The sequence below is a fragment of the Bariatricus sp. SGI.154 genome (assembly GCF_050313795.1).
Classification (GTDB): Bacteria; Bacillota; Clostridia; order Lachnospirales; family Lachnospiraceae; genus CAMBRQ01.
On the sequence record NZ_JBNPMC010000044.1, the window covers coordinates 1 to 22,148 of the forward strand.

The following is a 22,148-nucleotide window of genomic DNA, read 5'->3' on the forward strand; positions in this document are numbered from 1 at the left end:
TTTTGCCTGTCTCTCACGAGTCAGCCTAGACATAATATCATGGGTTGCAATTATTTGTCAAGATGTTTTTTTAAGTTTTTTCAACTTTTTTCTACGTCATTTTTCACACACTAAATATGCTCATTTTAAGACTTACAAACCACTAGGTTTAGGCTTGTCAGACAAACGGAGAAAGAGGGATTTGAACCCTCGCGCCGCTATTAACGACCTACTCCCTTTCCAGGGGAGCCCCTTCGGCCAGCTTGGGTATTTCTCCACATCTGCTCGATTCTTTCATAGAAAAAACTACCATCTTACCGTCTGGTAGTTTTTTCAAGCGGAGAGGGTGGGATTCGAACCCACGCGCCCTCTCGGACAAACGGTTTTCAAGACCGCCTCGTTATGACCACTTCGATACCTCTCCACATATTCAATTGCTTTCGTCACATCTCAGCGACATTGGTTATTCTAGCACAGAAAAATCCCCTCGTCAATATCTAATTTTCAACTTTTTTCATTTTTTTCCATTCTTTTTCTCACTTAGGAATACTTCGGCTATCTCCAGATCTTCTGGCGTCGTAATCTTGATATTCTCGTAAGATCCTTCAAACAATTTGACAGGCATCCCCATCATCTGTTCTACTACCATCGCATCATCCGTTACATTAATACATTCTTCCCGCATCAGCCTGGAATATGCCTCGATAATCAAAGAAGTTTTGAATATCTGCGGCGTCTGTACCGTCCATACATATTTTCTTTCCGGTGTATTTACAGCAAAACCATTGTCATCTATTAATTTGACTGTATCTTTACTCGGCATTCCTGCAACACATGCGCCGAACTCATCGACAGTCTCATAGCCCCGTTTCAGAATATCCTCGTTCACGAATAATCTTGCCCCGTCATGGATGAACACATAACTATCCTGGACAGTAGCCGCAAGCCCATCTTCCCGACCGGCAATCACCTTAAGCCCCTGCCAGACAGAATCATAGCGTTCCTTGCCGCCTTCCACAATCGTATCCACCTTCGTAAAATGATACTTCCTCACAATCTCATCATTTACATAAGGAATCTGATCTTTGCCGACAACAAGCACAATGTCGTCAATGACTTCTGACTCCTGAAATGCTTTCAATGTATAATAAATAATCGGTTTGCCTTCCAGTTCTATATACTGTTTTTGGACAGACGCTCCCATGCGTTTGCCTTGTCCGGCAGAAAGCACTACCGCCGTGCACCTTTTCTTATTCCGCATCATTATCGCTCACCTAACTTCAGATTCGGGACCGCGTTCAAGTCCCATCCATGTCTCGTTCCATTGATATATTCATAATATGCCGCAACGCCAATCATCGCCGCATTATCCGTACAATAGACAGGCGACGGATAGTAGAACTTCACTCCTCGTTCCTCACACGCTGCCTTCATAGCCTCTCTAAGCGCGCTATTAGAGGCAACGCCTCCTGCAATCGCGAATTGACCCACATGATACTCTTCTACCGCATGCATCGCATTCGCCACCAGAACATCAGTGACCGCTTTCTGGAAAGAAGCCGCAACATCAGCCTGGCTATACTCCTCCCCTTTCATCTGACAGCCATTAATGTAATTCAGCACTGCGGACTTCACGCCACTGAAACTAAAGTCATAAGGCGCATCTTCCACATGTGCTCTGGGAAATGTTATCGCCTCCGGATTCCCTTCTTTTGATACCTTATCAATCTTCGGACCGCCGGGATAGCCCAATCCAATCGCTCTTGCCACCTTGTCAAATGCTTCTCCCGCCGCATCATCTCTCGTCCTGCCAATAATGTCGAACTTCCCGTAATCTTTCACTCTCACGAGATGAGTATGCCCACCGGAAACTACCAAAGAGAAAAATGGCGGTTCGAGATCTCTGTGTTCTATAAAATTGGCCGCAATATGCCCCTCGATATGGTGAACTCCTACTAAAGGCTTCTTTGCCGCATAAGCAATGGCTTTTGCTTCCGCGACTCCTACCAGAAGCGCGCCTACCAGCCCCGGGCCATAGGTCACACCAATCGCATCAATCTCTTCCAGCGTAACACCTGATTCTTTTAACGCCGCTTCGATCACCTGATTAATCTTCTCTATATGTTTTCTGGATGCAATCTCAGGTACCACTCCGCCATATAATGTATGGATTGCAATCTGGGAGGATATCACATTCGACAGTACTTCCCGACCATTCTTTACCACGGCTGCTGCCGTCTCATCACAGGAACTTTCAATTGCCAGAATTAATACATCTTTTTTCTCGCTCATATTCATGCCTTTCGTTACTATTTATTCTCAATCCGAAAATACAAGTTCTACGGACCTTTTATCCTTTGCCGCGATCGCTCTCGGGAAGATTGCTCTTACTTCATCCATATATTCTTCCGGCTTCGCAAGGGACGGACTGTAATGCGTCAGCCACATCTCCTTTACATCCGCTTCTTTTGCAAGCTGCGCCGCCTCATAGAACGTCATATGTTTATATTCTTTCGCCTTCTTCAGTTTATCCTTCTCGCCATACATGCCTTCACAGATAAACAGATCAGAACCTGCCGCGTTATTTCTTATAGAATCCGTCGGACGGGTATCTGTACAGTAGGTAAGTTTGATTCCTTTACGCGCCGGACCCAGCACCATGTCTGGCGTGTAAATATGCTCTCCCGTATCTACATTCTCGCCTTTTTGCAGAATCCCCCAGTATTTCTGTGGAATCTGGGCATCATTGGCGCGCTCTACATCGAATTTGCCCGCACGGTCGATCTCCATCGTGTATCCATAGCAAGTGACATTGTGATTTACACGAAATGCTTTTAGCCGGTAGCCATTCATCTCGAATGTCTTCTCCGGCTCTGCAATCTCCATATATCTGATAGGGAATGGCAATTCCGGCACAATCACTCTCAGCGCATTTACCACCCGTTCCAATCCTCTTGGTCCTATGAGCGTCAGCGGTTCCGTACGGTCTGCATTACCCATTGTCAGAAGAAGCCCCGGCAGCCCGCTGATATGATCCCCATGATAATGGGTAAAACAGATCACATCTATGGGCTTGAAACTCCATCCCTTCTCCTTAATCGCAATCTGTGTTCCTTCTCCACAGTCGATCAGGACACTGCTGCCATTATACCGTACCATAAGTGCTGTAAGCCAGCGGTACGGCAGCGGCATCATACCGCCCGTCCCTAACAAACATACATCTAACATATCTTACCTCTATTTCTATCTGAATTTCCATTTCAAGAAGTCCCGGCTTAATTAATTCTTCGGCTTGAACCGGAAGTTTTGAACCAGTTCATCATAGCAATCCTCGCAGAGATCGAAGCGGTCTACCTGATTATCCTTTCTGGAATGATAACCCCAACGCTTCTCAACTTCCAGCACATCCTCCTGGGGAACCCCTTGGCATACCAGAATCTCTTTCCCACATTTATTGCATATGATCTTCTCGATTTTATTGGTTGCTTCTAATTCTGTTCTATACTGGCGCATACAATTCCTCCTATGAGTATCTTGTTACTTTTTCTTACTTGCTACGCCTACATTATATCTGCTTATGACCCTCTATTCCAGTGGGAACTGTTGTCATAACTGCCAATCAACTGCCAAGTTCCCGGCTCATAAGTATTGCATCTTCTTTTGGATTCGCATAATAGTTCTTGCGGATGCCATCTTCTGTAAATCCATGATCCTTATAGAACGCAATCGCTGCCGCATTACTCTCCCTGACATCCAGCATAAGTTTTGCGATACCATTTTCCTCGCAGAAATCTTCCAGCCTAAGCATCAGATGACCGGCAACCCCTTGGCGGCGGCTAGATTCATCTACCGCAATCCGGGCAATCTCACCCTCATCCAACACATAATATACGATCACATATCCGATCAGGCTCCCATCCTTCCATGCACCCAGAACCAGAGTGCCTTTCTGAGCCAGCGTTTCCTTAATTCCAACTGTCGTCCAAGGATCGGGAAATATCTTCTTTTCTAAAGTTTCAACCGCTGCAGCATCATTTTCACAGATTTCCTGAATCTTCAATATTATATCACCTCGATATCCCGAATCAATTCGCTGACCGCTTCTTCTTTTGTCGCCCAACTGGTGCAAAAGCGCACTGCACTATGGGAGTCATCCACAGTCTCCCAGAATGCAAATGAGTATTTCTTACGCAATTGCTCTATATGTTCATTCGGAAGAATCGGGAACTGCTGATTCGTATAAGAGTCAAATCGAAGCGGATACCCTTTCTTCACGAATACCTCTTTCAGACGCATCGCCAGGTCGTCTGCATACTTTGCAATCTCAAAATACAATCCATCTGTAAATAACGTATCAAACTGGATTCCCAGAAGACGCCCTTTCGCAAGCATTCCTCCGTGTTGTTTGATCAGATAACGAAAATCCTTCTTAAGCGCAGGATGAGAGATCACAACCGCCTCTCCGAACAAAGCACCCACTTTCGTTCCTCCGATGTAAAATACATCTGTTAACGCTGCAATATCTTCCAATGTAAGTGTGTTAATCTTCGACATTAACCCATACCCCATTCTGGCACCATCCATAAACAGCGGTAATTCCAATTCCTTGCAGGTATCATGCAGATCCTGGAGTTCTTCCTTAGAATAGAGCGTCCCGTTCTCTGTCGGCTGGGAGATATACACCATTCCCGGCTGCACAATATGTTCATGATCCGCGTCATTCCAATGGGCTTCATAACTCTCTCGCACCTGATCTGCCGTAATCTTCCCGTCTTCACTCGGAAGCGCCAGAACCTTATGGCCGGATGCTTCTATCGCACCGGTCTCGTGTACATTAATATGACCTGTCACCGCTGCAAGGACCCCCTGGTAAGGGCGCAGGACAGCACTGATCACTGTGCAATTCGTCTGCGTTCCACCCACAAGAAAATGAATGTCTACATCTGCCTCACCGCATAGTTTTCGAATCTTTTCTTTCGCACTGTCGCAATAAGGATCATTGCCATACCCAGCCGTCTGCTCAAGATTAGTCTCTGCCATCTTTTTTAATATCTGTGGATGTGCTCCCTCCAGATAATCACATTCGAATCTAATCATGCCCCAGCCTCTCCTTTCGTTCCCGCTCTGCCTGGGATACTCGCAGATAATCCGGCTGATGCTCTGCTGCTGTCTCTATCTTCCCGTCCCGGTAATACAGTATTCCAAGCGTCCCCACAGACGCTGCCCTCTGCCGGTTCATATGCGCCGGCGCGAAAGAGATCTTCTTTCCTGCCATAATACGCTCTGTTAATGCGGACTTGAATACAGGAACACCATCTCCTAAGAATACGATCTCCCTATCATAAGCCATAAGTTTCTCACCCAATTCTTCAATACTGATAGCCATCTGATCTTCCAGAACTACCAGGTTCTTGCCATCGAATTCATAGATTCCGGTATAGACCTGGCCTCTTCTGGCATCCATAATCGGGCACACGATTTTATCCGTGCCGCACATATTATATGCCAGTCCCTCCAAGGTCGGTATATGAATCAAAGGCTTGTTCAGGGCAAGCCCTAATCCTTTCGCCGTAGCAGAACCAATCCGCAGTCCAGTAAATGATCCCGGCCCTGCCGCAACCGCTATTGCGTCAATGGTATCCATATCCAGTTCTATCATCTTCGCCACTTCATCCAGCATCGGAAGCAGCGTCTGGGAATGAGTCTTCTTATAATTCACCGTATACTCCGCAATCGTCTCTTCTTCCATCTGTCCGGCTTCCACAACCGCTACACTTGCAACAAGCCCGGAACTATCCAGTGCTAATATTCGCATATGCTAACCCTCCGATAATCAAATCCTTTTTCCAGGTTCTTCTCTATCTTAATCTCCGTATAATGTTCCGGCAGAATCTCTTCGATCAGATTCGCCCACTCGATCAGGCTTACGCCTTCCCCATAGATATAATCTTCATATCCAATCTCGTCCATCTCTTCCACATCACCAATCCGATAGACATCAAAATGATAGAAGGGCAGACGCCCTTCCTCGTATATCTGCACGATGGTAAATGTCGGACTGCTGACCGGCTCTTCAATTCCAAGCCCTGCTGCCAGACCCTTGGTAAATACTGTCTTGCCAACGCCCAGGTCTCCAACGAGGGTATAGACCTGCCCCGTTGTGGCAGCCTGTCCCATCTGAACGCCTAATTCGTATGTCTCTTTCTCACTATTGGTCTCTATTATCATAAGGAATGTCCTTTCTTTATCTAATGGACTTGCTACTGGCAGTTCTCCTCAGGATGCCAGGCAATCTATCCAACAGACAGATTTGCCATAAAAATGCCGTCTGCGTGGATATTATAACACATCTTTTTTTCTTCTGCCACCGATGATATATTTTTGTTGTATACTTTTATCGCATACTTTATGATATACTTAATTTGGTTACGGTATCGCTTTATATGCAATTTGTCAATACGAGGAGGATTATGATTATGAAATTCACATTTTACCACAATAATATCAATGTATTAGACCTTAAGAAGTCGATTGATTTTTACCAGAAAGCACTTGGTCTTACGATTACAAGGGAAAAAGAAGCCGAAGACGGAAGTTTTAAATTAGTATTCATGGGCGACGAGACGACACCCCATTTACTGGAACTGACCTGGCTCCGCGATATGGACAGACCTTATAATCTCGGAGATAATGAATTCCATCTGGCAATGCGGGTGGATGATATGGAGGCTGCATTGGCTCACCATAAGGCGATGGACTGCGTTTGTTTTGAGAATATGGAGATGGGGATATATTTTATTAATGATCCGGATGGGTATTGGATTGAGATCTGTCCGGGGGAATAAAGAGAATTAGGCGTGGAAAAAGAGTGTTGGAAATGTACGGTGAAGGAGACGCATGGGGAAATATTTCTCCTTCACCTGACTCTTCCGTTCTTTTTTACGCTTTAACCCGAATTCCGAATTGTCCAAGGAATTCTTTTATATAAATCAACGCTGCTCCCGCAGCAGTATTATTATATTCAGATATAGATATTCTTGGAAACCTTTCTGCAATATTCGATTTTTCCAATTCCATATCAACCACCTTGTGCAAATCTTCTTCCGTCAGATATTTCGCGGCCACACCGCCTATCACAACTTCTGTACTCATGAGAATCTGGTAATTATAGATTGCCCTTGATAGATATTTTAAATACTGTTCCCAGAATGCCACATGCTTCGGTTCCCCATTACGCAAGTCATCAAAGAAGTCATCTAATTCCTGTTCAAACGCATGAATAATAGAATCTGCAGAACAATACCTTTCAACGCATCCTCTCCGGCCACAGTAACACAGTTCACCTTCTGGCACAAGTGTCATATGCGCAATCAAACCGCTTGGAAGAATCTGTCCACGGTGTACTTCCCCATTGATAATAACAGCACCTCCAAGATTACGATTCAGAACCATATAAAGCGCATCCTTAATTGCCGGATTATGCCAAAGTGCAAAAGACGCCGCAAGTTCCGTATCATGACGAAGCGTACAGGAAAACGGGACATATCTTCCAATCCGGTCTGCACAAAATCCATTTGCATTCAGTATCCTTCCAAAAGTGACATTTCCTGTTTTCTCATCAACCAGACCTTGTATTGCAATTCCCACCCCCAGAATCGTATCATGACAGAGCCTACATTCAGCAATAAACTCCATAATATATTCTCCGACTCGAATGCAGTATGCTTCATCATTATTAAAACGAAACGGAATAAACTTCTCATGAATCACTGTTCCATACAGGTCGATAACCGTAAGATGAATCAACTCTTTCAATATCTCCAATCCTACGCTCACCTTAATATCTCTGTTTAGTGTAATAATCGCCGCTTTCCTGCCCCCTGTCGATTCAAAATATCCTTTCTCATACACAAGATTGCGTTCAATCAGTTCATTCACACATTGCGATGCCGTTGGCAGACTTATTCCCAGGGCTGAAGCAATTGCCGGCTTTGAGACCTGCTCCTGCTGATAAACCAACTGATATACTCGATTGCGATTAACTTCCTTGATATCTACACGGTTCATTGGATACGTTACCTTCCTCCTGTATAGTATGATAAAACTATAACTACTTATCTATATTACTAGATTTTTCCAGCAAAGAAAAGTATCTGACAACAGATTTCCTTCACAAATTCAGCAGATCGGCAATATTTCCGCCCATGATCATATCAAAATCATTTCCTGTTTTGGCATAACGCTCAATCTTTCGAAATTCCCACTCGTAATCGCAGAATGGTCCGTCTGTACCCCAGATGACTTTACCCGCTCCCAAGTGTTCTATGATTTTACTCGTCTCAAATCCCGGTACTCTGGATGTCTCCAAATATAAATTATCATTTTCTTCTGCTAATTCAATTGCCAACTCCCATTCCCAGAAAAATCCACAGTGTGCCATCAAAAGAGGAACCTTAGGGAATCTTTTTGCCATCCGGTCAAATTCCAACGGACAATTGTAAAGATCCGAAGAACCATGTACAATTATTACCCCGCCGTATGCCGCCGTAATTTCAAACAATGGGTCTACAAGTTTATGATCACTTAACCGGAATCCGCAAAGTGTCGGATGCAGTTTCAAACCTTTGAATCCTGTCTTGTAACATCTTTCTAATTCATCTGTAGCCGTATGAAAATTCCACGGGTTTACCGCACAAAACGGAATCAAACGATCTGGATTTTCCGCAACATATTTCGGAATATCATCATTATGAAAATACCCTTCTGTAAATGGAAATATCACCGTTTTATCCACTCCCATTGTATTCATCTGGCTGACAATCTGTTTGCCGTTCCATTTTGCGGCTCCTTCTCCTGCATGCGAATGCGCGTCAATTTTTAACATATCTTTTCTCCTCCTGATCTGTTTTACCTATTTCTTTTTGCTTCTCAATGTTCCTAACGCAACCGCCATTATGATAAAACAGCCATTGCACAACTGCTTAATTCCATTTCCAAGTCCCATGAGCGTAAAGAAATTGCTCATAACTCCCACAAACAGGCATCCCACAACCGTCCCTAACACATTGAATTTTCTTTCCTTAGAAAGCAGGGTGCCGATATAAACGGCTACAAAGCAATCATTTAAATAAGATTCTACCGCTCTTGGAGTCGCTCCACCGGCTCTTGCCGTAATCATAAGACCCGCGATCGCCGCTAAAAGAGAACTAATAATAAATGTCACTGCAAAGGTTTTACGAACATTAATTCCGCTTAGAAACGATGTCTGTACATTGCCGCATAACGCATCCATGTGGCGCCCTGCCACAGATCGCTCTTTCAGCAGATAGACAAGGATTACCGCAATAATACATATAATCAACACATTAGGAATTCCAGCGATATTACCTTGCCCCATATTCAGGAAAACTTGCGTAATCGACCTGTTTAGCGTAAAAAGCATCTGTGGCTGGGAACCATTTGTCAGCACTAATTCAAAACTTCTCACCACATACATCATTCCCAGTGTCCCAATCAACGCCGGCACTCCCAAATATGCCATCAAGACTGCATTCACCGCTCCGACCAAAAGGCCCAGACCAATTCCTGCCGCTATGGCCATTACCGCATTCGTTCCGTTCAAAATTAAAAATGCTGTTAAAACTCCCGCCGCATCTGCTACCTGAGCAATCGACAGATCAATCCCTCGAACTGACATGACCAGCGTCATCGCCATTGCCATCATGATCAAGAATGTACTGTTTTTCAATATTCCCCAGACATTGGTCAAACGCAGCATACGACTGTCGATACACTGAAATACCAATAATAACAGAAAAATACCAACCACTGCGCCGTAATCACCAATAAAATTCATAATTTTTCCGGGGATTGATATTTGTTTTGTTTCTGATTTATTTTCCATACCCATACCCCCTTAAAAGATTGTCACCTGACCAATATCCCGCTTTTTGATTACAGTCAGCAAAATAGACAAAATCAATACCACGCCAAGTACGCCGGATACGATCTGATTTGAAAAACCATTGATTACCATTACGTTAGACAGCGCCGCAATAAAAATACCGGATATCATTGTTCCAAACATGCTAAGCTCCGATGTCTTTGAGAATGTACTGCCCAGATAAGCAGATGCCAGCGCTTTAATCAGGAAATCCATACCATAGTCTACCGCAGACGCTCCATAATTGTAAGAACACTGTAGAACACCCGTGAAGCCGAGCAGCGCCCCGGATATGGCATATCCGAGTATGATACATCTGCCGCTGTCAATGCCATGTATTGCCGCCGCATTTTTATTCTCACCACATGCGTACATCCGAAGTCCGGTTCGAGTGCGCTTAAAAAAGTAATTCAACCCGATACAAAAGAGAAGTACAACTATGAATATTACCGGAAACCCAAGTATTTCTCCCTGCCCCAACATCTGAAAACTGACAATCAACTTCATCGTCAGCGCTTTTCCGCCGTTATATAAAGCTGTCAATCCTGTCATAAGATACATCGTTCCCAAAGTTGCCACAAATGTCGGGATCTTGATATATACCACAAGACATGCATTGACCAATCCGAAGAACAAACCTATGCCTAGTCCGGCAAACCATGTCAGCGCCGGATTAAGACCGGAAAGAATCAATCCGGCAGCAATATTACAAGTCAACTGTACCAATGCGCCAGCCCCCATATCAAATCCTCCTGGGATCAGTACTGCCGTTATGCTTAAAGCCGTCATAACCAAAACACCGCTCTGTTTCAACACCGTCATAATATTCTCTGGCTGAAAAAACAACGGCGCACGAAGCCCCAGAATAAGCAAGACCAAAATCATGGCAACACCTGTGCTTCTTTTGATGATCACATTTCCGATCTGTATTTTATTCTTTCTTTTCATGCTGCTCCTGCTCCTCTCCTACGGTACTCCAATAAAGCAAATCCTGCTCCGTTGCACTCGAAGATTCAAATTCTTTTACAATCTTCCCCTTATTCATAACGGCTATCCTGTCACAGATTCCCAACAGTTCCTCATTCTCAGATGAAAGAAACAAAATCCCGCAGCCATCTTTCGCCAGTTTAATCATCTGCCGATATATCTCCGTCTTCGCCCCGACATCCACGCCAGTTGTCGGCTGATCAAACACGAAGATTTTATATTGACCGATCAGCCAGCGGCCGATGACTACTTTTTGTTGGTTTCCTCCTGAAAGTTCACTTACTGCCTGATTTCTATCGGTACAGACAATATCCAGAGCCTTCATAATCGCATCTGAACCTTGCTTTTCCGCCTTTCTGCTGATAATGCCATGCTTCGCCCAAAGTTTTACTGCTGACAATGAAAGATTCTCCCGAATGCTCATAGGCGCTACGATTCCTTCATTTCTTCTGTCTTCCGGTATAAATGCAATTCCATGTCTCCCGGCATCCAGTGGAGAAACAGGTCTATATGGTTTCCCATCGACCACAACCGTTCCACCAGTTACTTTTCTTGCACCATACAAGGCAAGCATTGTCTCTGTCCGCCCTGCTCCTACCAATCCTGCCAGCCCAAGAATCTCCCCCGCTCTTAAAGACAACGATACACCGTTCACCATTTTTCCGGAATGAAGATCATGAATTTCCAAAATTTTCCTTCCAATCTCTGCCGGTTCTTTCGGGTAAAATTCCTTCAGTTCCCTGCCAATCATCATAGATACAATCTTCTTAGAATCGACATCTTCTGTAGCCATCGTTCCCTGCACACGGCTGTCTCTCAGTACAGTAATCCTGTCTGTAATGCGGAAAATTTCATCCAAATGATGAGAAATATAAATAATTGTAACACCTGATTTTTTCAATAATTGAATGATTTCAAACAGCCGTGTAATCTCTTTACTGCTCAAAGATGCTGTCGGTTCATCCAGAATCAATATCTTTGGATCCTTAAGCAACGCTGATACGATCGCCACCTGTTCGCGCTGTCCAACGCTCAGCGAAGTAATCAGGCAATCCGCTTCAAAGTCCGCCTGAATATATTCTAGTTTTTCCTGTACCTGACGGCGCATTTCTTTCAAATTCATAATTCCCGCCGAATTTGTAATCTCTGAACCCAAAAATGCATTGCGCGTCACATCAAACAGTGGAACCATCTGCTGATCCTGATGAATCACGGCAATCCCCAGTTTCTCAGCATCCTGTACCGACTTAATATCTGCAGCCTCTCCATCAATCCATATCTCTCCGGAATCCTTTGGATAAACGCCTGTAATAATCTTGATTAACGTAGATTTTCCTGCACCATTTGAGCCCAAAAGTGCATGTACTTCTCCTCTTTTTATCTGCAGATTAATATCCCTGAGTACTTTATTATTTCCGAATGACTTGCAGATGTCTTTACATTCAAGAAGGATATGATTCGTCATAAATAACATCTCACTTTCCGTACTATAGTCTGTACGGATCCCAGATAGCATTTTATTGCAATGGACCTGACAATCCGTACCTGATTCATTCCAGATATGCTTCATTGTCTACGGAGTCGTAGGATAGCATACAATCACTTCGTCATCCTGTGGATAAGCGGCTTCCACATCACTCTTTGCAAAACCAATATCTTCCCACACTGTTTCTCCCCACTTCATCTCTGCCGCTTCTACGCCGTTACGCTGTGTAGCCGTATAGCAAGCTGTTGCTACTTTGGATGGTATCGTATCCGGATCCGTCTCACCATTCAACACACTGAGAATCGTATTTGCCGCAGTCTCACCGATACTATTTGCATCCATAACGACCGAAACTTTAAATGGTGTATCTTCTCCAAATAACATCTGAAAGCTTACCTGGTCTCCATCAATGCCGCCCATAACAATCTCCGTACGTCCAGCCTGTCTTACAGATTCTACTGCTCCTGATATTAAAGAGTCATAGGTGCCAATAATTGCCGCAATACTTCCTTCTTCCGGGTTAGCGGTTAATAGTTCTTCTGTCTGTGTCTGTACCTTTGATACATTATGTTCCGTAGACATCGGGATTACATTAATATCGGAGTACATCCCCGCCACTGCACTAAATACTGCCAATCGATTCTCCAGAAGAGGCGCTCCCGGCACATAAAACACATACACGTCTCCGCTATAATCAATAGATGCAAATACCGCGTCAGCAAGCAAGGTTGCCATCAATGCATCATCACCATTTACATCGCAGATAGTATTATCAATATGGGAACTGATTCCTGCAGTAACAACCGGAATCCCTTTTTCGGCAGCCTCTGCACAAAGCGGGGCTAACTGGTCATTATCTCCCAACTGAATAATTAACGCATCTATCCCTGAATTCAGCAACGATTCAACATTTTCGTTATGCTTCTGGACATCCGCTTCTGCATCCGTCATAACCACTTCACATCCCGCCTTCTCTAACACACCCTGAGCGCCATAAGCAATCAACCTGTTATAATCATTCGTAATCTCCCTGTTTGCAATTCCAACCTTATAAGTGCCATCACCTTTACTTTGCGTATTGGTCTTTCCATCCGAATTATTATCTTCACCTACAGAACCTGTACCGGAATCCGTCCCTGAATCATCTGGGGCAGAACCAACAGAACAGCCTGCCATTGTGAATACCATTGCAACTGTCAATAATACGGCAACTAATTTTTTCTTCATATTCTTATCCTCCTTTTGTGACCTTACTTCGTTCTTCTTAGGTCTTACTATTTATGGATACATTATAATTGATTCTCTATACTTTGTAAATAAAATTAATTAAGTAACTTTAAAACTGTGATTATTCACAAATTATAATTATATTTTTTGTGAATAGTTCCAATTCTGGATTTGATGTGCGACAATACGCAAAAAACATTTTATATTATAGACAAAAGAAAAAGGCAACAAAAAAGGCGGTTACTGCCAACTCATCGCTGGTGCTGCCGCCTTACTTTCTCTTTATACTAATTCTAGTTCCAGATCTGAAATCTCCCGATATCGCTTATATACTTTATCCTCTGTGCATATTTCCACATATCTTTTTTAATGATCCGGATGGGTATTGAATTGAAATCTGTCCGGGGGAATAATGGAAATTCGGGTTATGAAGAGTTATTGCAAGGTGTAAAGCTTTGTTATTGTAGTTTTATTAGTTTTTGCCTTGCTTCTTCTATTACCATTTATCAATTACACTTCTCTTTCAAAGAAACGCCTATACTGCTCGTATTTTTCCAGCAACTCTTGGTGTGTTCCGCTTCCAATAATTCTTCCATTTTCGACAAGAAAAACTTCCCTGCTTCTTATCAAACTTTCAGGCTTATGAGATATATTAAGCAGCATTGCTTTTTTTGACACTTCTTCCATAAGATCACATATCCGTTTTTCTGCTGTTCCATCTAAATCAGAAGTCACTTCGTCTAACAAAATCAAATCTGCCTGCGCAAGCAGAACCCTGGCAAATCCCATCTTTTGTTTCTGGCCGCTGGAGAAATTCTTTCCGCCCTTTTCTACCATAGTTTCATATCCCTTTGGTAATTTTACAATTTCCTCATGTATTCCCGTTCTTTGACATGCTGCAATTATTTCTTGATCAGAAATCTCATCATGACCCATACGCAAATTATTTATTACTGTATCCTGCATGAAAAATGATTCCTTTGCCATATAAAAGATAGATTTCCGCAAACTGGAAAGTGTGTATTTTTCTATATCTTTTTCATTGATTTCAATTACTCCTGAATCCACTTCATAAAATCGCTCAAGTAATTTTAACAACGTGGACTTTCCACATCCATTCGCCCCTACCAAAGAATAAATCCCTGTGTCTCGAATTTCCAAATTGAAACCATCTAATACCTTCTTATCATCATAGCCAAACGCCAAATCCCTGCAATCCACTTTTTGAATCTTTTGCTTTAACACTACTCCCGTCTCTTTTTCTTCCATCAAACGGTTTTCTAACTCAATCATTCGCTCATAACTTACCAGAACACCCTGCCGATTTAAATTCAACTCCATCACTTTCGAAATGGCCTCAAAAAATTTCCCCAAATATGAATTGAATGCCACCATATTACCTATTGTCATACTTCCTGAGATAATTGCTATTCCCGCAGCAAACAAAATTACAATATTTACTGAATTTCCAAGGAATTCTCTAATGAGTCCGATGAAACTTGTAAGATATGTATTCTTCATTTGTAACTGTAATCTTTTCTTTAGATATTCTATGTAATTTGAATTTAACTTTTCTTCCATCCCAAACGATTTTACACATTTTAAATTCGAAAAAATATCATTCACAAATCCATAATATCTATCCTCAAATTGCTTTGTACATTTATTTAGTTTATGGATTTTATTGTGAAAAGCAAAATTCACCAAATACAGCATTGGAAGCATGATAAACGCAATAATTGATAGTTTTTTTGATATACGTAAAATAAAATAAATCGAAATAGTTAGATTAAGAACTATCATCAAAATACTGGTCAACAGATCCAGATAATATTCAATTATTTTCTCTGCGTCAAATTCCAAGCGATTCAGCAGTTCCCCTTCCGTATACTTATCAATCTCCCTACATTTTAAAGAAAGCATCTTCTTCATCAGGCTGTCCTGTATCTCATTCTCTATATGGTTGACTGCCCAATTCCCGATTACAGACTCAGCGGACTCTAACACCTGAGTCAATACAAGCACGCCAAAAAAGGCAATCAGCCATTTTTCAAATTCGCCTTTTTGCCCTCCGGTAATACAGTCTATAATGTTGCCATAAATATACGGATTCATTCCGCTTACCCCTACTCCGATTCCAATAATAAGAATAAGCAGAACGAATACTCCTTTTTCTTTCTTTAAATATCTCTCATATATATCTCTTCCCATTATTACAAATCTGCCATCCGCCCAAGAATCTCCTGATAGAATTCCTCCTGGCTCTCCCCTCTCTCTAAGACATCCAGTATCACTCCATCTTTGAGCAGAATAATCCTTCCACAATGACTTGCCATCTGAGGATCATGGGTTACCATCACTATCGTCTTATGATATTCCCGATTAATCTGGCATAATGCATCAATTACGATTTTCCCTGATTTTGAATCCAGGTTTCCGGTCGGCTCATCAGCAAGAACCAGATCCGGATTGTTGATTAGCGCACGGCAGATAGCGACCCTCTGCTTTTCGCCTCCTGACAATTCATATGGATTCTTTTTTAACAGATGACTAATCTGGAATTGTTCCGCACATTTTTCCGCTTCTTTCTGCATTACATCAGCCTTCTCTCTACCCAGAATCATCGGCAGCATAATATTTTCTTCTACCGACAAGCTGTCCATCAGGTAGAAATCCTGAAAGATAAAGCCAATCTGGGTCCTTCGAATATCTGCCAGCATATCCCCATACAACTCACCGGTATCCTTTCCCATGAACCGTATGATTCCGTCCGTCTGCTTGTCAATCATTCCAAGCACTTTGAGAAGCGTTGTCTTTCCACAGCCGGACTTTCCCATGATTCCTACGAACTCGCCTTCTTCTACAGAGAAATTCAGACCTTTTAATACCTTGACATCATCCCTCGAATTCTTAATTGCAGATTTCTTATAATTGCGAACCAGTTTTTCAACTTCAATGACTTTCATCGGAAATTCCCCTTTCTATCCTTTTTATCAGAACCCCGGCTAATATATTTTCCAATATAAACTGCACAATCAAATAAACTACAATTATTATAACCCAGTATTTTATAAAGTGTTCCTGTCGTGCAGTAGACATATCTCCCATCTTTACAGTAACATACAAATATGTGACCCCATAAAACAAACCTGTTGCCAAGGATAAATGCAACACATTTTTCACTTCTTTTCCTATGTACTTTCTCTCCTCTTTCCTTCGCATTCCCATACAGTTCAAATATTCGTATTTTTTTATATATTGCGGAATATCTGAAAATACCTTCATTCCAATGATAAATAGACCACTTATGCAGAAAGCCGCAATGATAAATCCCTTGCTAATAATATTAAACAGATTCCTCTTTAGATTAGCCTCTAATATCTGATCCATATCATATAACACATTTTGTTCATAATTAGTATGCTCATCCTCAATTCCATATTCCTCCACATAACGTGTCAATTTTTCTCCCACTTCTTCCCGCTGCGTTTTCGGAATCTTAAACAAAAATAATTCATTTGGCTCATCAGCTTCATGTAATATTGTATTCCGCTCTTCCTGAAATCTCTTATCTGAAAAAACAACTGTATTTTCATGATAGTTATCCATCGAAACGCTGCCCCACAATGTTTCTCTCTTAATCTCCCTGATTTTATATTTATTAAATGTACTATTAAATTCCTCTGAATCCAATAAAACGTTATACATCTCATTTCTATACTTCCCAGTATGCACTCCCTGGAAATTAGATTCGTACCCTTCTCTATCTATAATTTCAATATCATCATCCGGTGTCATTTCTATGACCAGATATATCTCATTATCATCCAATTGAAGAGAATATCCTGTCAGTTCTTCATATACAGACTCCGATATTCCGATATGCTCGCTACCCGACCATGATGCAAGTCGTATCATTGGATAAGAATAATATTCCCCTTTTGCTTTCTCCGCGAATTCCTCTGCATATTCCTCATCTTTTTCCTGACCAATCCATATATAATCATACGGGTACTGGTTTCGATTATTTTGCAATGGCAGATTCTCTATAATCGAACAACTCATATAGCCCATAATCAAAAAATGAATAATAAACATCATACATATAAAAAGAACGTTGCTATTATACCGATAATAATATTGATTTATCTGCAATACTCTTTTATAGTAAATACTCTTTATTCCTTTGATTGCTTTCAGCACAAAACTGCCGCCAAAACTTAAAATCAGGAATCCCGATACAATCCATTGCATTACCGCATATGTAATCCCGGCATCCGTAGTATAATACTGATGGAAAGCATACACATATAATCCAATTCCCAAAGTTATCATGATAATCCACCATTTACTAACCGGGCGAATCTCTTTTTTCTTTTCTTCATTTAGTAACTGCGATAAATCCCGTTCCTCAAGGATGACCATTAAAGCCACAAATGCCACTGCCATCACAGCCAGACTGACCGCCAGAGTTATTCTGTAAGTTCGCACACATATGGAATAAGTAATCCCATATGTGACATCCACTTTCTTAAGAATCACCTGACATCCGGCAACAAGCCCTCTTCCCAGAATCAACCCTGCACATGCCGAACACAGCCAACCGATGCTATACTCTGCCAGCATCATCAGATACAGAATTCTTCTGCGCATTCCAAGCATAAGAAACATACTATAATCCTTCATTCTGGACTTCATATAATATTTCATGGAAAAAAACAGCATCAGAACAGTAATAATTAGCATAACTGTACTTGCAATTTTAAACTCAACTTCCAGCATATACCTGATCATCTCATCTTTAATACCTTCAAACAGGCATTCTCTTAATGCCAAAAGCGAAAAGAGCAGGGCTATTGCCACAATTTCACTAATAAAGAATAGGATATAGTTTTTAATATTAATTCTAAAATTCTTTAAGATTACTTTCCTTAACATCTTCCATATATATGGGTATTTTAAGATACTGGTCTTCAATATGAAAACCAATATCTTAAAAAACTACTTCTCGTCTTGTGCATTTGCATATGGTGTCTTTATTCCAGTTCCAATGCAACTAGATGAACAGGTGCCTGAACATTTCAACACACAGGCCTTCTCGCATCCCCAGCAAATACTCTGAGTTTGGCTTCCACCATTGGTGGAGCCAATTTTACTTCCATATCTACCCATAATTCTTCTCCTTTCTAAATATTTATAGATAAAATCTAATAGAATAGATTTTTACCTCTTATTACTTTAAATAGAGCTCGCCTTTTGCAAAATCAACCATGAAATTTTCTCCTTCAGAACACGTTCCATAATACTTATCAATAATAATTTCCCACCATTGATTGTAATTTTGAATTACCATTTCATATTCTTTCTGGCATCTTTTAAAAAGTTCATTTTCTTCTAAAATCATCTGCAAATTATGCAAGGCATTCTTTTTTTCCAATAACTTTAATCCTTCTTTGCATTCTTTTTCTTCTATTTTTCCCAATCTTCTCATTAACACTTCTCCTTATAGTAACCATTCAGTTCTCCCAATAAATTAAGATTATATATGGGATCATTATATATAATATCACTCAGTTTATTGGAAAAATTCCATGTATCATTTAACTCTTCTTGTATTTTCATCGAAACTTTCCGCTCAATATGTGCCTTTTTGCATTGAAAAGCCGGAGAAACATTTACTTCTTTTGTATACTTCTTATTAATATACTTGCAATTTTCACACTGATACGTATCACATCTATTGCATAATGGCATGTATTCTTTTGTTAAAAGTTGCTGGTTTCCTATTAAAATTCCTTCTTCCGTGTCCCCTACACTACTTTTTTCTTCGGCATAAAATGCAGGGCATATATATATCTTACCATCTGGAGCATATGCTAACAGATTACTTCCTGCCTGACACCCTTCGTGTTCATGCATAAACAATATATCTGTCAAGACATTAATTTCTTTTTGTATTCCTGTCTCTTTATAATATCCAATGATATAGTTTGCTATTTTCTTCAATTGGTTCTCATACATTTCAAGATCAAACGCACTATTATATTCAAGTATATTGAGGTTTAATCTGTTACAGCGATTCAGCAACTCAATAACCTTTACACTCAATTCGCTAATATTTTTACTATCAACATTAAATATAATGTTACTTTGGAACGGCACTTGTTCAATGTATTCCCGATATTCCTCATCAAAAACCAGACAATATTCATAATGCTCTAATTCCTGTATATATCTTCTTGCTGGCAATATAAATAAGATATCGTACTTTTCAAAACATGTCTGGATTTTAATATCATTATCTCCATACACTAATATTGGTCTAAAAAAGTTCCGAAAAGCAAAATGCAACCCATCTTGCAAGACTGCATCACTCATCATACTTTTTCCCGTACATTGATTACGATAAGAACACATACTTACAAAATCATCGCTTAATAAAAACAACATTTCCCGCTTATATTTCATGGGGCGTTCCCTGCAAATATTTTTCTTATGATACAATTTATTAAAGTAATATTGGTTCGCTCGCACCCTTGCTTTATGCATCTTACAAATGTATTTAGTTCTTTGAAAATTGGTTTCTGTATCCGCCTCATCATAATTGAATCCCTGGCAAAACCCACACCCTTGTGCAACCGGACATTCCAAACATTCTTTATCACTCTGATATTGATACATTACCGTTTCAAAAACTCTGATTTTATCCATATCTATTCCGTCATCTACATTACCAATTATGTATCCCTTTTTATGGTTCAACGAATAATCATAATACCTCATGCATGGATATAAATCTCCAGTTGGACTCAACGCTATCATTTTGCCAGCGCCACAACTTGTCTGTATTAAATCTTCTTTTTCGTATGGCATACCAATAAAATCATCAAACAATGTACAAGAATATATATTATATAAATCATTTTCGATAATATAATCTGATAGTTTAATTAACTGATCTTCAAAGACAATATCATCTCCTTCTTTCCACACATCTTCATAAACAACATTAGCCGCTATATCTTTAATTCCTATTTTCCATAAGTATGTAATACTATCAACAAGGGCAAATCATCACTTGCAAATGTAACTTTTGTCTCCCCTGGAAACTGCTCAAGCCAAAGATCTACGCTTTTCATAATTATATCGTACGACCCCTCACCATTAGGAAACACTCTCTGCATATCGTGTTTTTCTTTTGTTCCATCAAGTGTGATACCAACACCGATTTTGCCTTTATTTTTATTTATTAACTTCTGTACGGCTGTGTTTGAATAATTAACCCCATTCGTCGTAATATTGATTCTATAATTCCAATACCATTGATGCCCTTTTTTATAGGACTGTATTTTAAAATAATCGCAAATCTGATCAATCAATTCGGCCTCAAGCAACGGCTCTCCACCAATAAAGTCAAGAATCACTGCATTGCACCTTCTTATAGAATCAGTCTCCAATACAAAATCTATAAACTTTCTAGCCACATCAAACTCTAATACTTTATTATTCGATTTATGCGTTATGTAACAGTATTTACATCTCAAATTACAATCTTCAGTAACAATAAACGTTAATGTCTGTACGTCATCTCCACCCCATGACATAACAGGCTTACCAATTGAATATTCTCCCATGATTCCCAACCTCTCGTATCTTCATTTCATCTTCCATCTGTGTACTATAATTCCTTCTTAACATCAGTATTACCTGGTCGTTTTGGTTGATAAAACGGTCCTATACATATTGGAGGTCAATCTGTCTTTTCTTTCTGGATTTTTTTCTCTACATACTTTGCGATCTTATGAATCATTTTCTCTTTTAAAATCATTTTCTCCTTCTCCTTTTTCAAGTAACTTTGATACTATAATAAATGTTGCTACTACCACTATGCTGGCAACATAATATCCACGACACCTTTGGAATAATTCTGATTTTTGCATTGTTCGATCAGCCAAAAAATATATAATACTTTCAATAACTATAATTCTTCTTGTAATACTTTTATTTACTCTCCACTCACTGTCATTGAAGCCGTATTCATCATATTTTCTGGGATAAATAAATATAATCACTAATATACTACACGCCAACAGTATCCCGTATATACTTCTTATATTTTCTATCTTGTTCTCGAGTACAAAAACAACAATAAATGAAGTGATTTCAACAGTAACCGATAATTCCAGACATCTCAGCGGAGAACTTGCGTGATATCCTCCTGCTCTCCGTCTTATATACAAAAAATTGATTATAAAGCACATACTTTCCAGAATTCCCGCTAAAGAACACCCTACAATTAAAAGCACCCCAAAAACGCCTAGACTTAACACGCGTTTTTGAATCAGATATTCTCCCCATTGACTATCTTTTTCACTTAATATTTTTTCCCGCACTAAAAAAAGTGCTATCTGATGAACTATATTACTCAGCCACATAACCGCTTTCCTTAACTTTATAGTCATCATAGCACTTTCACTAATTAATTTCTTCCCTTCTGTTCCCAACGATTCAAATTCCGTTCCCAAC

22 protein-coding genes and 2 tRNA genes are annotated in these 22,148 nt (G+C 40.5%); 1 reads left to right on the forward strand and 23 read right to left on the reverse strand.

Going from position 1 to position 22,148, the window contains the following annotated elements:
• Positions 1 to 166: 166 nt before the first annotated feature.
• The 10 genes from ACQRBN_RS15150 to tsaE form a co-directional block, all read right to left on the reverse strand.
• Positions 167 to 256, reverse strand: a tRNA-Ser gene (locus ACQRBN_RS15150).
• A 61-nt stretch (positions 257 to 317) separates the two neighbouring features.
• Positions 318 to 403, reverse strand: a tRNA-Ser gene (locus ACQRBN_RS15155).
• Between the two features lie 90 nt (positions 404 to 493).
• Complete coding sequence (gene ispD / locus ACQRBN_RS15160) at positions 494 to 1,240, reverse strand: 2-C-methyl-D-erythritol 4-phosphate cytidylyltransferase (protein WP_427739900.1); 747 nt, start codon at positions 1,238 to 1,240, stop codon at positions 494 to 496.
• 2 nt (positions 1,241 to 1,242) lie between these two features.
• On the reverse strand, positions 1,243 to 2,271 hold the full coding sequence (gene tsaD, locus ACQRBN_RS15165) for a tRNA (adenosine(37)-N6)-threonylcarbamoyltransferase complex transferase subunit TsaD (protein WP_427739868.1): 1,029 nt from the start codon (positions 2,269 to 2,271) through the stop codon (positions 1,243 to 1,245).
• 27 nt (positions 2,272 to 2,298) lie between these two features.
• Positions 2,299 to 3,207, reverse strand: a complete 909-nt coding sequence (locus ACQRBN_RS15170) for a ribonuclease Z (protein WP_427739869.1) — start codon at positions 3,205 to 3,207, stop codon at positions 2,299 to 2,301.
• Positions 3,208 to 3,258: 51 nt separating this feature from the next.
• Entirely contained in the window at positions 3,259 to 3,492 is a 234-nt protein-coding gene (locus ACQRBN_RS15175; RefSeq protein WP_427739870.1) for a hypothetical protein, read from the reverse strand.
• A 106-nt stretch (positions 3,493 to 3,598) separates the two neighbouring features.
• A complete protein-coding gene (gene rimI / locus ACQRBN_RS15180; RefSeq protein WP_427739871.1) occupies positions 3,599 to 4,039 on the reverse strand; it encodes a ribosomal protein S18-alanine N-acetyltransferase in 441 nt (146 codons plus the stop codon).
• Positions 4,040 to 4,041: 2 nt separating this feature from the next.
• Complete coding sequence (locus ACQRBN_RS15185) at positions 4,042 to 5,076, reverse strand: threonine aldolase family protein (RefSeq protein WP_427739872.1); 1,035 nt, start codon at positions 5,074 to 5,076, stop codon at positions 4,042 to 4,044.
• Positions 5,069 to 5,794 carry a tRNA (adenosine(37)-N6)-threonylcarbamoyltransferase complex dimerization subunit type 1 TsaB gene (gene tsaB / locus ACQRBN_RS15190; protein WP_427739873.1) on the reverse strand — a complete coding sequence of 242 codons (726 nt, stop codon included), beginning with the start codon at positions 5,792 to 5,794 and terminating at the stop codon, positions 5,069 to 5,071. The genes ACQRBN_RS15185 and tsaB overlap by 8 nt, the downstream gene beginning before the upstream one ends.
• Positions 5,782 to 6,207: a tRNA (adenosine(37)-N6)-threonylcarbamoyltransferase complex ATPase subunit type 1 TsaE gene (gene tsaE / locus ACQRBN_RS15195; RefSeq protein WP_427739874.1), complete on the reverse strand. Its 426-nt coding sequence runs from the start codon at positions 6,205 to 6,207 to the stop codon at positions 5,782 to 5,784. The genes tsaB and tsaE overlap by 13 nt, the downstream gene beginning before the upstream one ends.
• Before the next feature lie 248 nt (positions 6,208 to 6,455).
• On the opposite strand from tsaE, the gene ACQRBN_RS15200 reads away from it, so the two are divergent.
• On the forward strand, positions 6,456 to 6,824 hold the full coding sequence (locus ACQRBN_RS15200; RefSeq protein WP_427739876.1) for a VOC family protein: 369 nt from the start codon (positions 6,456 to 6,458) through the stop codon (positions 6,822 to 6,824).
• 94 nt (positions 6,825 to 6,918) lie between these two features.
• On the opposite strand, the gene ACQRBN_RS15205 is transcribed toward ACQRBN_RS15200, so the two are convergent.
• The 13 genes from ACQRBN_RS15205 to ACQRBN_RS15265 all read right to left on the reverse strand — a co-directional run bounded on the left by ACQRBN_RS15205 (position 6,919) and on the right by ACQRBN_RS15265 (position 22,147).
• Positions 6,919 to 8,046 carry an ROK family protein gene (locus ACQRBN_RS15205; RefSeq protein ID WP_427739877.1) on the reverse strand — a complete coding sequence of 376 codons (1,128 nt, stop codon included), beginning with the start codon at positions 8,044 to 8,046 and terminating at the stop codon, positions 6,919 to 6,921.
• A 103-nt stretch (positions 8,047 to 8,149) separates the two neighbouring features.
• Complete coding sequence (locus tag ACQRBN_RS15210) at positions 8,150 to 8,863, reverse strand: amidohydrolase family protein (RefSeq protein ID WP_427739878.1); 714 nt, start codon at positions 8,861 to 8,863, stop codon at positions 8,150 to 8,152.
• Between the two features lie 27 nt (positions 8,864 to 8,890).
• Positions 8,891 to 9,883 (reverse strand): ABC transporter permease, encoded by a 993-nt coding sequence (locus tag ACQRBN_RS15215; protein ID WP_427739879.1) that lies wholly within the window; start codon positions 9,881 to 9,883, stop codon positions 8,891 to 8,893.
• Between the two features lie 12 nt (positions 9,884 to 9,895).
• Entirely contained in the window at positions 9,896 to 10,870 is a 975-nt protein-coding gene (locus ACQRBN_RS15220; protein WP_427739881.1) for an ABC transporter permease, read from the reverse strand.
• Positions 10,854 to 12,374, reverse strand: coding sequence for a sugar ABC transporter ATP-binding protein (locus tag ACQRBN_RS15225; protein ID WP_427739883.1), 1,521 nt, complete (start codon positions 12,372 to 12,374; stop codon positions 10,854 to 10,856). The genes ACQRBN_RS15220 and ACQRBN_RS15225 overlap by 17 nt, the downstream gene beginning before the upstream one ends.
• Positions 12,375 to 12,482: 108 nt before the next feature.
• Positions 12,483 to 13,622 (reverse strand): substrate-binding domain-containing protein, encoded by a 1,140-nt coding sequence (locus ACQRBN_RS15230; RefSeq protein ID WP_427739884.1) that lies wholly within the window; start codon positions 13,620 to 13,622, stop codon positions 12,483 to 12,485.
• A 510-nt stretch (positions 13,623 to 14,132) separates the two neighbouring features.
• On the reverse strand, positions 14,133 to 15,833 hold the full coding sequence (locus ACQRBN_RS15235) for an ABC transporter ATP-binding protein (protein ID WP_427739886.1): 1,701 nt from the start codon (positions 15,831 to 15,833) through the stop codon (positions 14,133 to 14,135).
• A gap of 2 nt (positions 15,834 to 15,835) precedes the next feature.
• A complete protein-coding gene (locus ACQRBN_RS15240; protein ID WP_427739887.1) occupies positions 15,836 to 16,588 on the reverse strand; it encodes an ABC transporter ATP-binding protein in 753 nt (250 codons plus the stop codon).
• Positions 16,575 to 18,560 (reverse strand): ABC transporter permease, encoded by a 1,986-nt coding sequence (locus ACQRBN_RS15245; RefSeq protein ID WP_427739888.1) that lies wholly within the window; start codon positions 18,558 to 18,560, stop codon positions 16,575 to 16,577. Before ACQRBN_RS15245 ends, ACQRBN_RS15240 begins: the two co-directional genes overlap by 14 nt.
• Before the next feature lie 295 nt (positions 18,561 to 18,855).
• Positions 18,856 to 19,113 carry a CXXX repeat peptide modification system protein gene (locus ACQRBN_RS15250; RefSeq protein ID WP_427739889.1) on the reverse strand — a complete coding sequence of 86 codons (258 nt, stop codon included), beginning with the start codon at positions 19,111 to 19,113 and terminating at the stop codon, positions 18,856 to 18,858.
• Positions 19,113 to 20,615: a CXXX repeat peptide maturase gene (locus ACQRBN_RS15255; protein ID WP_427739890.1), complete on the reverse strand. Its 1,503-nt coding sequence runs from the start codon at positions 20,613 to 20,615 to the stop codon at positions 19,113 to 19,115. The genes ACQRBN_RS15250 and ACQRBN_RS15255 overlap by 1 nt, the downstream gene beginning before the upstream one ends.
• 38 nt (positions 20,616 to 20,653) lie before the next feature.
• Positions 20,654 to 21,256, reverse strand: a complete 603-nt coding sequence (locus ACQRBN_RS15260) for a radical SAM protein (protein ID WP_427739891.1) — start codon at positions 21,254 to 21,256, stop codon at positions 20,654 to 20,656.
• A gap of 165 nt (positions 21,257 to 21,421) precedes the next feature.
• The gene (locus ACQRBN_RS15265; RefSeq protein WP_427739892.1) at positions 21,422 to 22,147 is read right to left on the reverse strand and encodes an accessory gene regulator B family protein; all 726 of its coding nucleotides are present in this window, start codon (positions 22,145 to 22,147) and stop codon (positions 21,422 to 21,424) included.
• Position 22,148: the final 1 nt, after the last annotated feature.

What these genes read in the sequence shown, in the direction of transcription:
- ispD (WP_427739900.1), bottom strand. Translation starts at nt 1,240, where the DNA reads ATGCGGAATAAGAAAAGGTGCACGGCGGTAGTGCTTTCTGCCGGACAA.
- ACQRBN_RS15240 (WP_427739887.1), bottom strand. Translation starts at nt 16,588, where the DNA reads ATGAAAGTCATTGAAGTTGAAAAACTGGTTCGCAATTATAAGAAATCT.
- ACQRBN_RS15260 (WP_427739891.1), bottom strand. Translation starts at nt 21,256, where the DNA reads ATGGGAGAATATTCAATTGGTAAGCCTGTTATGTCATGGGGTGGAGAT.
- ACQRBN_RS15185 (WP_427739872.1), bottom strand. Translation starts at nt 5,076, where the DNA reads ATGATTAGATTCGAATGTGATTATCTGGAGGGAGCACATCCACAGATA.
- ACQRBN_RS15210 (WP_427739878.1), bottom strand. Translation starts at nt 8,863, where the DNA reads ATGTTAAAAATTGACGCGCATTCGCATGCAGGAGAAGGAGCCGCAAAA.
- ACQRBN_RS15250 (WP_427739889.1), bottom strand. Translation starts at nt 19,113, where the DNA reads ATGAGAAGATTGGGAAAAATAGAAGAAAAAGAATGCAAAGAAGGATTA.
- tsaB (WP_427739873.1), bottom strand. Translation starts at nt 5,794, where the DNA reads ATGCGAATATTAGCACTGGATAGTTCCGGGCTTGTTGCAAGTGTAGCG.
- ACQRBN_RS15230 (WP_427739884.1), bottom strand. Translation starts at nt 13,622, where the DNA reads ATGAAGAAAAAATTAGTTGCCGTATTATTGACAGTTGCAATGGTATTC.
- ACQRBN_RS15225 (WP_427739883.1), bottom strand. Translation starts at nt 12,374, where the DNA reads ATGACGAATCATATCCTTCTTGAATGTAAAGACATCTGCAAGTCATTC.
- tsaE (WP_427739874.1), bottom strand. Translation starts at nt 6,207, where the DNA reads ATGATAATAGAGACCAATAGTGAGAAAGAGACATACGAATTAGGCGTT.
- ACQRBN_RS15245 (WP_427739888.1), bottom strand. Translation starts at nt 18,560, where the DNA reads ATGTTAAGGAAAGTAATCTTAAAGAATTTTAGAATTAATATTAAAAAC.
- ACQRBN_RS15235 (WP_427739886.1), bottom strand. Translation starts at nt 15,833, where the DNA reads ATGGGAAGAGATATATATGAGAGATATTTAAAGAAAGAAAAAGGAGTA.
- ACQRBN_RS15200 (WP_427739876.1), top strand. Translation starts at nt 6,456, where the DNA reads ATGAAATTCACATTTTACCACAATAATATCAATGTATTAGACCTTAAG.
- ACQRBN_RS15175 (WP_427739870.1), bottom strand. Translation starts at nt 3,492, where the DNA reads ATGCGCCAGTATAGAACAGAATTAGAAGCAACCAATAAAATCGAGAAG.
- tsaD (WP_427739868.1), bottom strand. Translation starts at nt 2,271, where the DNA reads ATGAGCGAGAAAAAAGATGTATTAATTCTGGCAATTGAAAGTTCCTGT.
- ACQRBN_RS15170 (WP_427739869.1), bottom strand. Translation starts at nt 3,207, where the DNA reads ATGTTAGATGTATGTTTGTTAGGGACGGGCGGTATGATGCCGCTGCCG.
- ACQRBN_RS15215 (WP_427739879.1), bottom strand. Translation starts at nt 9,883, where the DNA reads ATGGAAAATAAATCAGAAACAAAACAAATATCAATCCCCGGAAAAATT.
- ACQRBN_RS15220 (WP_427739881.1), bottom strand. Translation starts at nt 10,870, where the DNA reads ATGAAAAGAAAGAATAAAATACAGATCGGAAATGTGATCATCAAAAGA.
- ACQRBN_RS15205 (WP_427739877.1), bottom strand. Translation starts at nt 8,046, where the DNA reads ATGAACCGTGTAGATATCAAGGAAGTTAATCGCAATCGAGTATATCAG.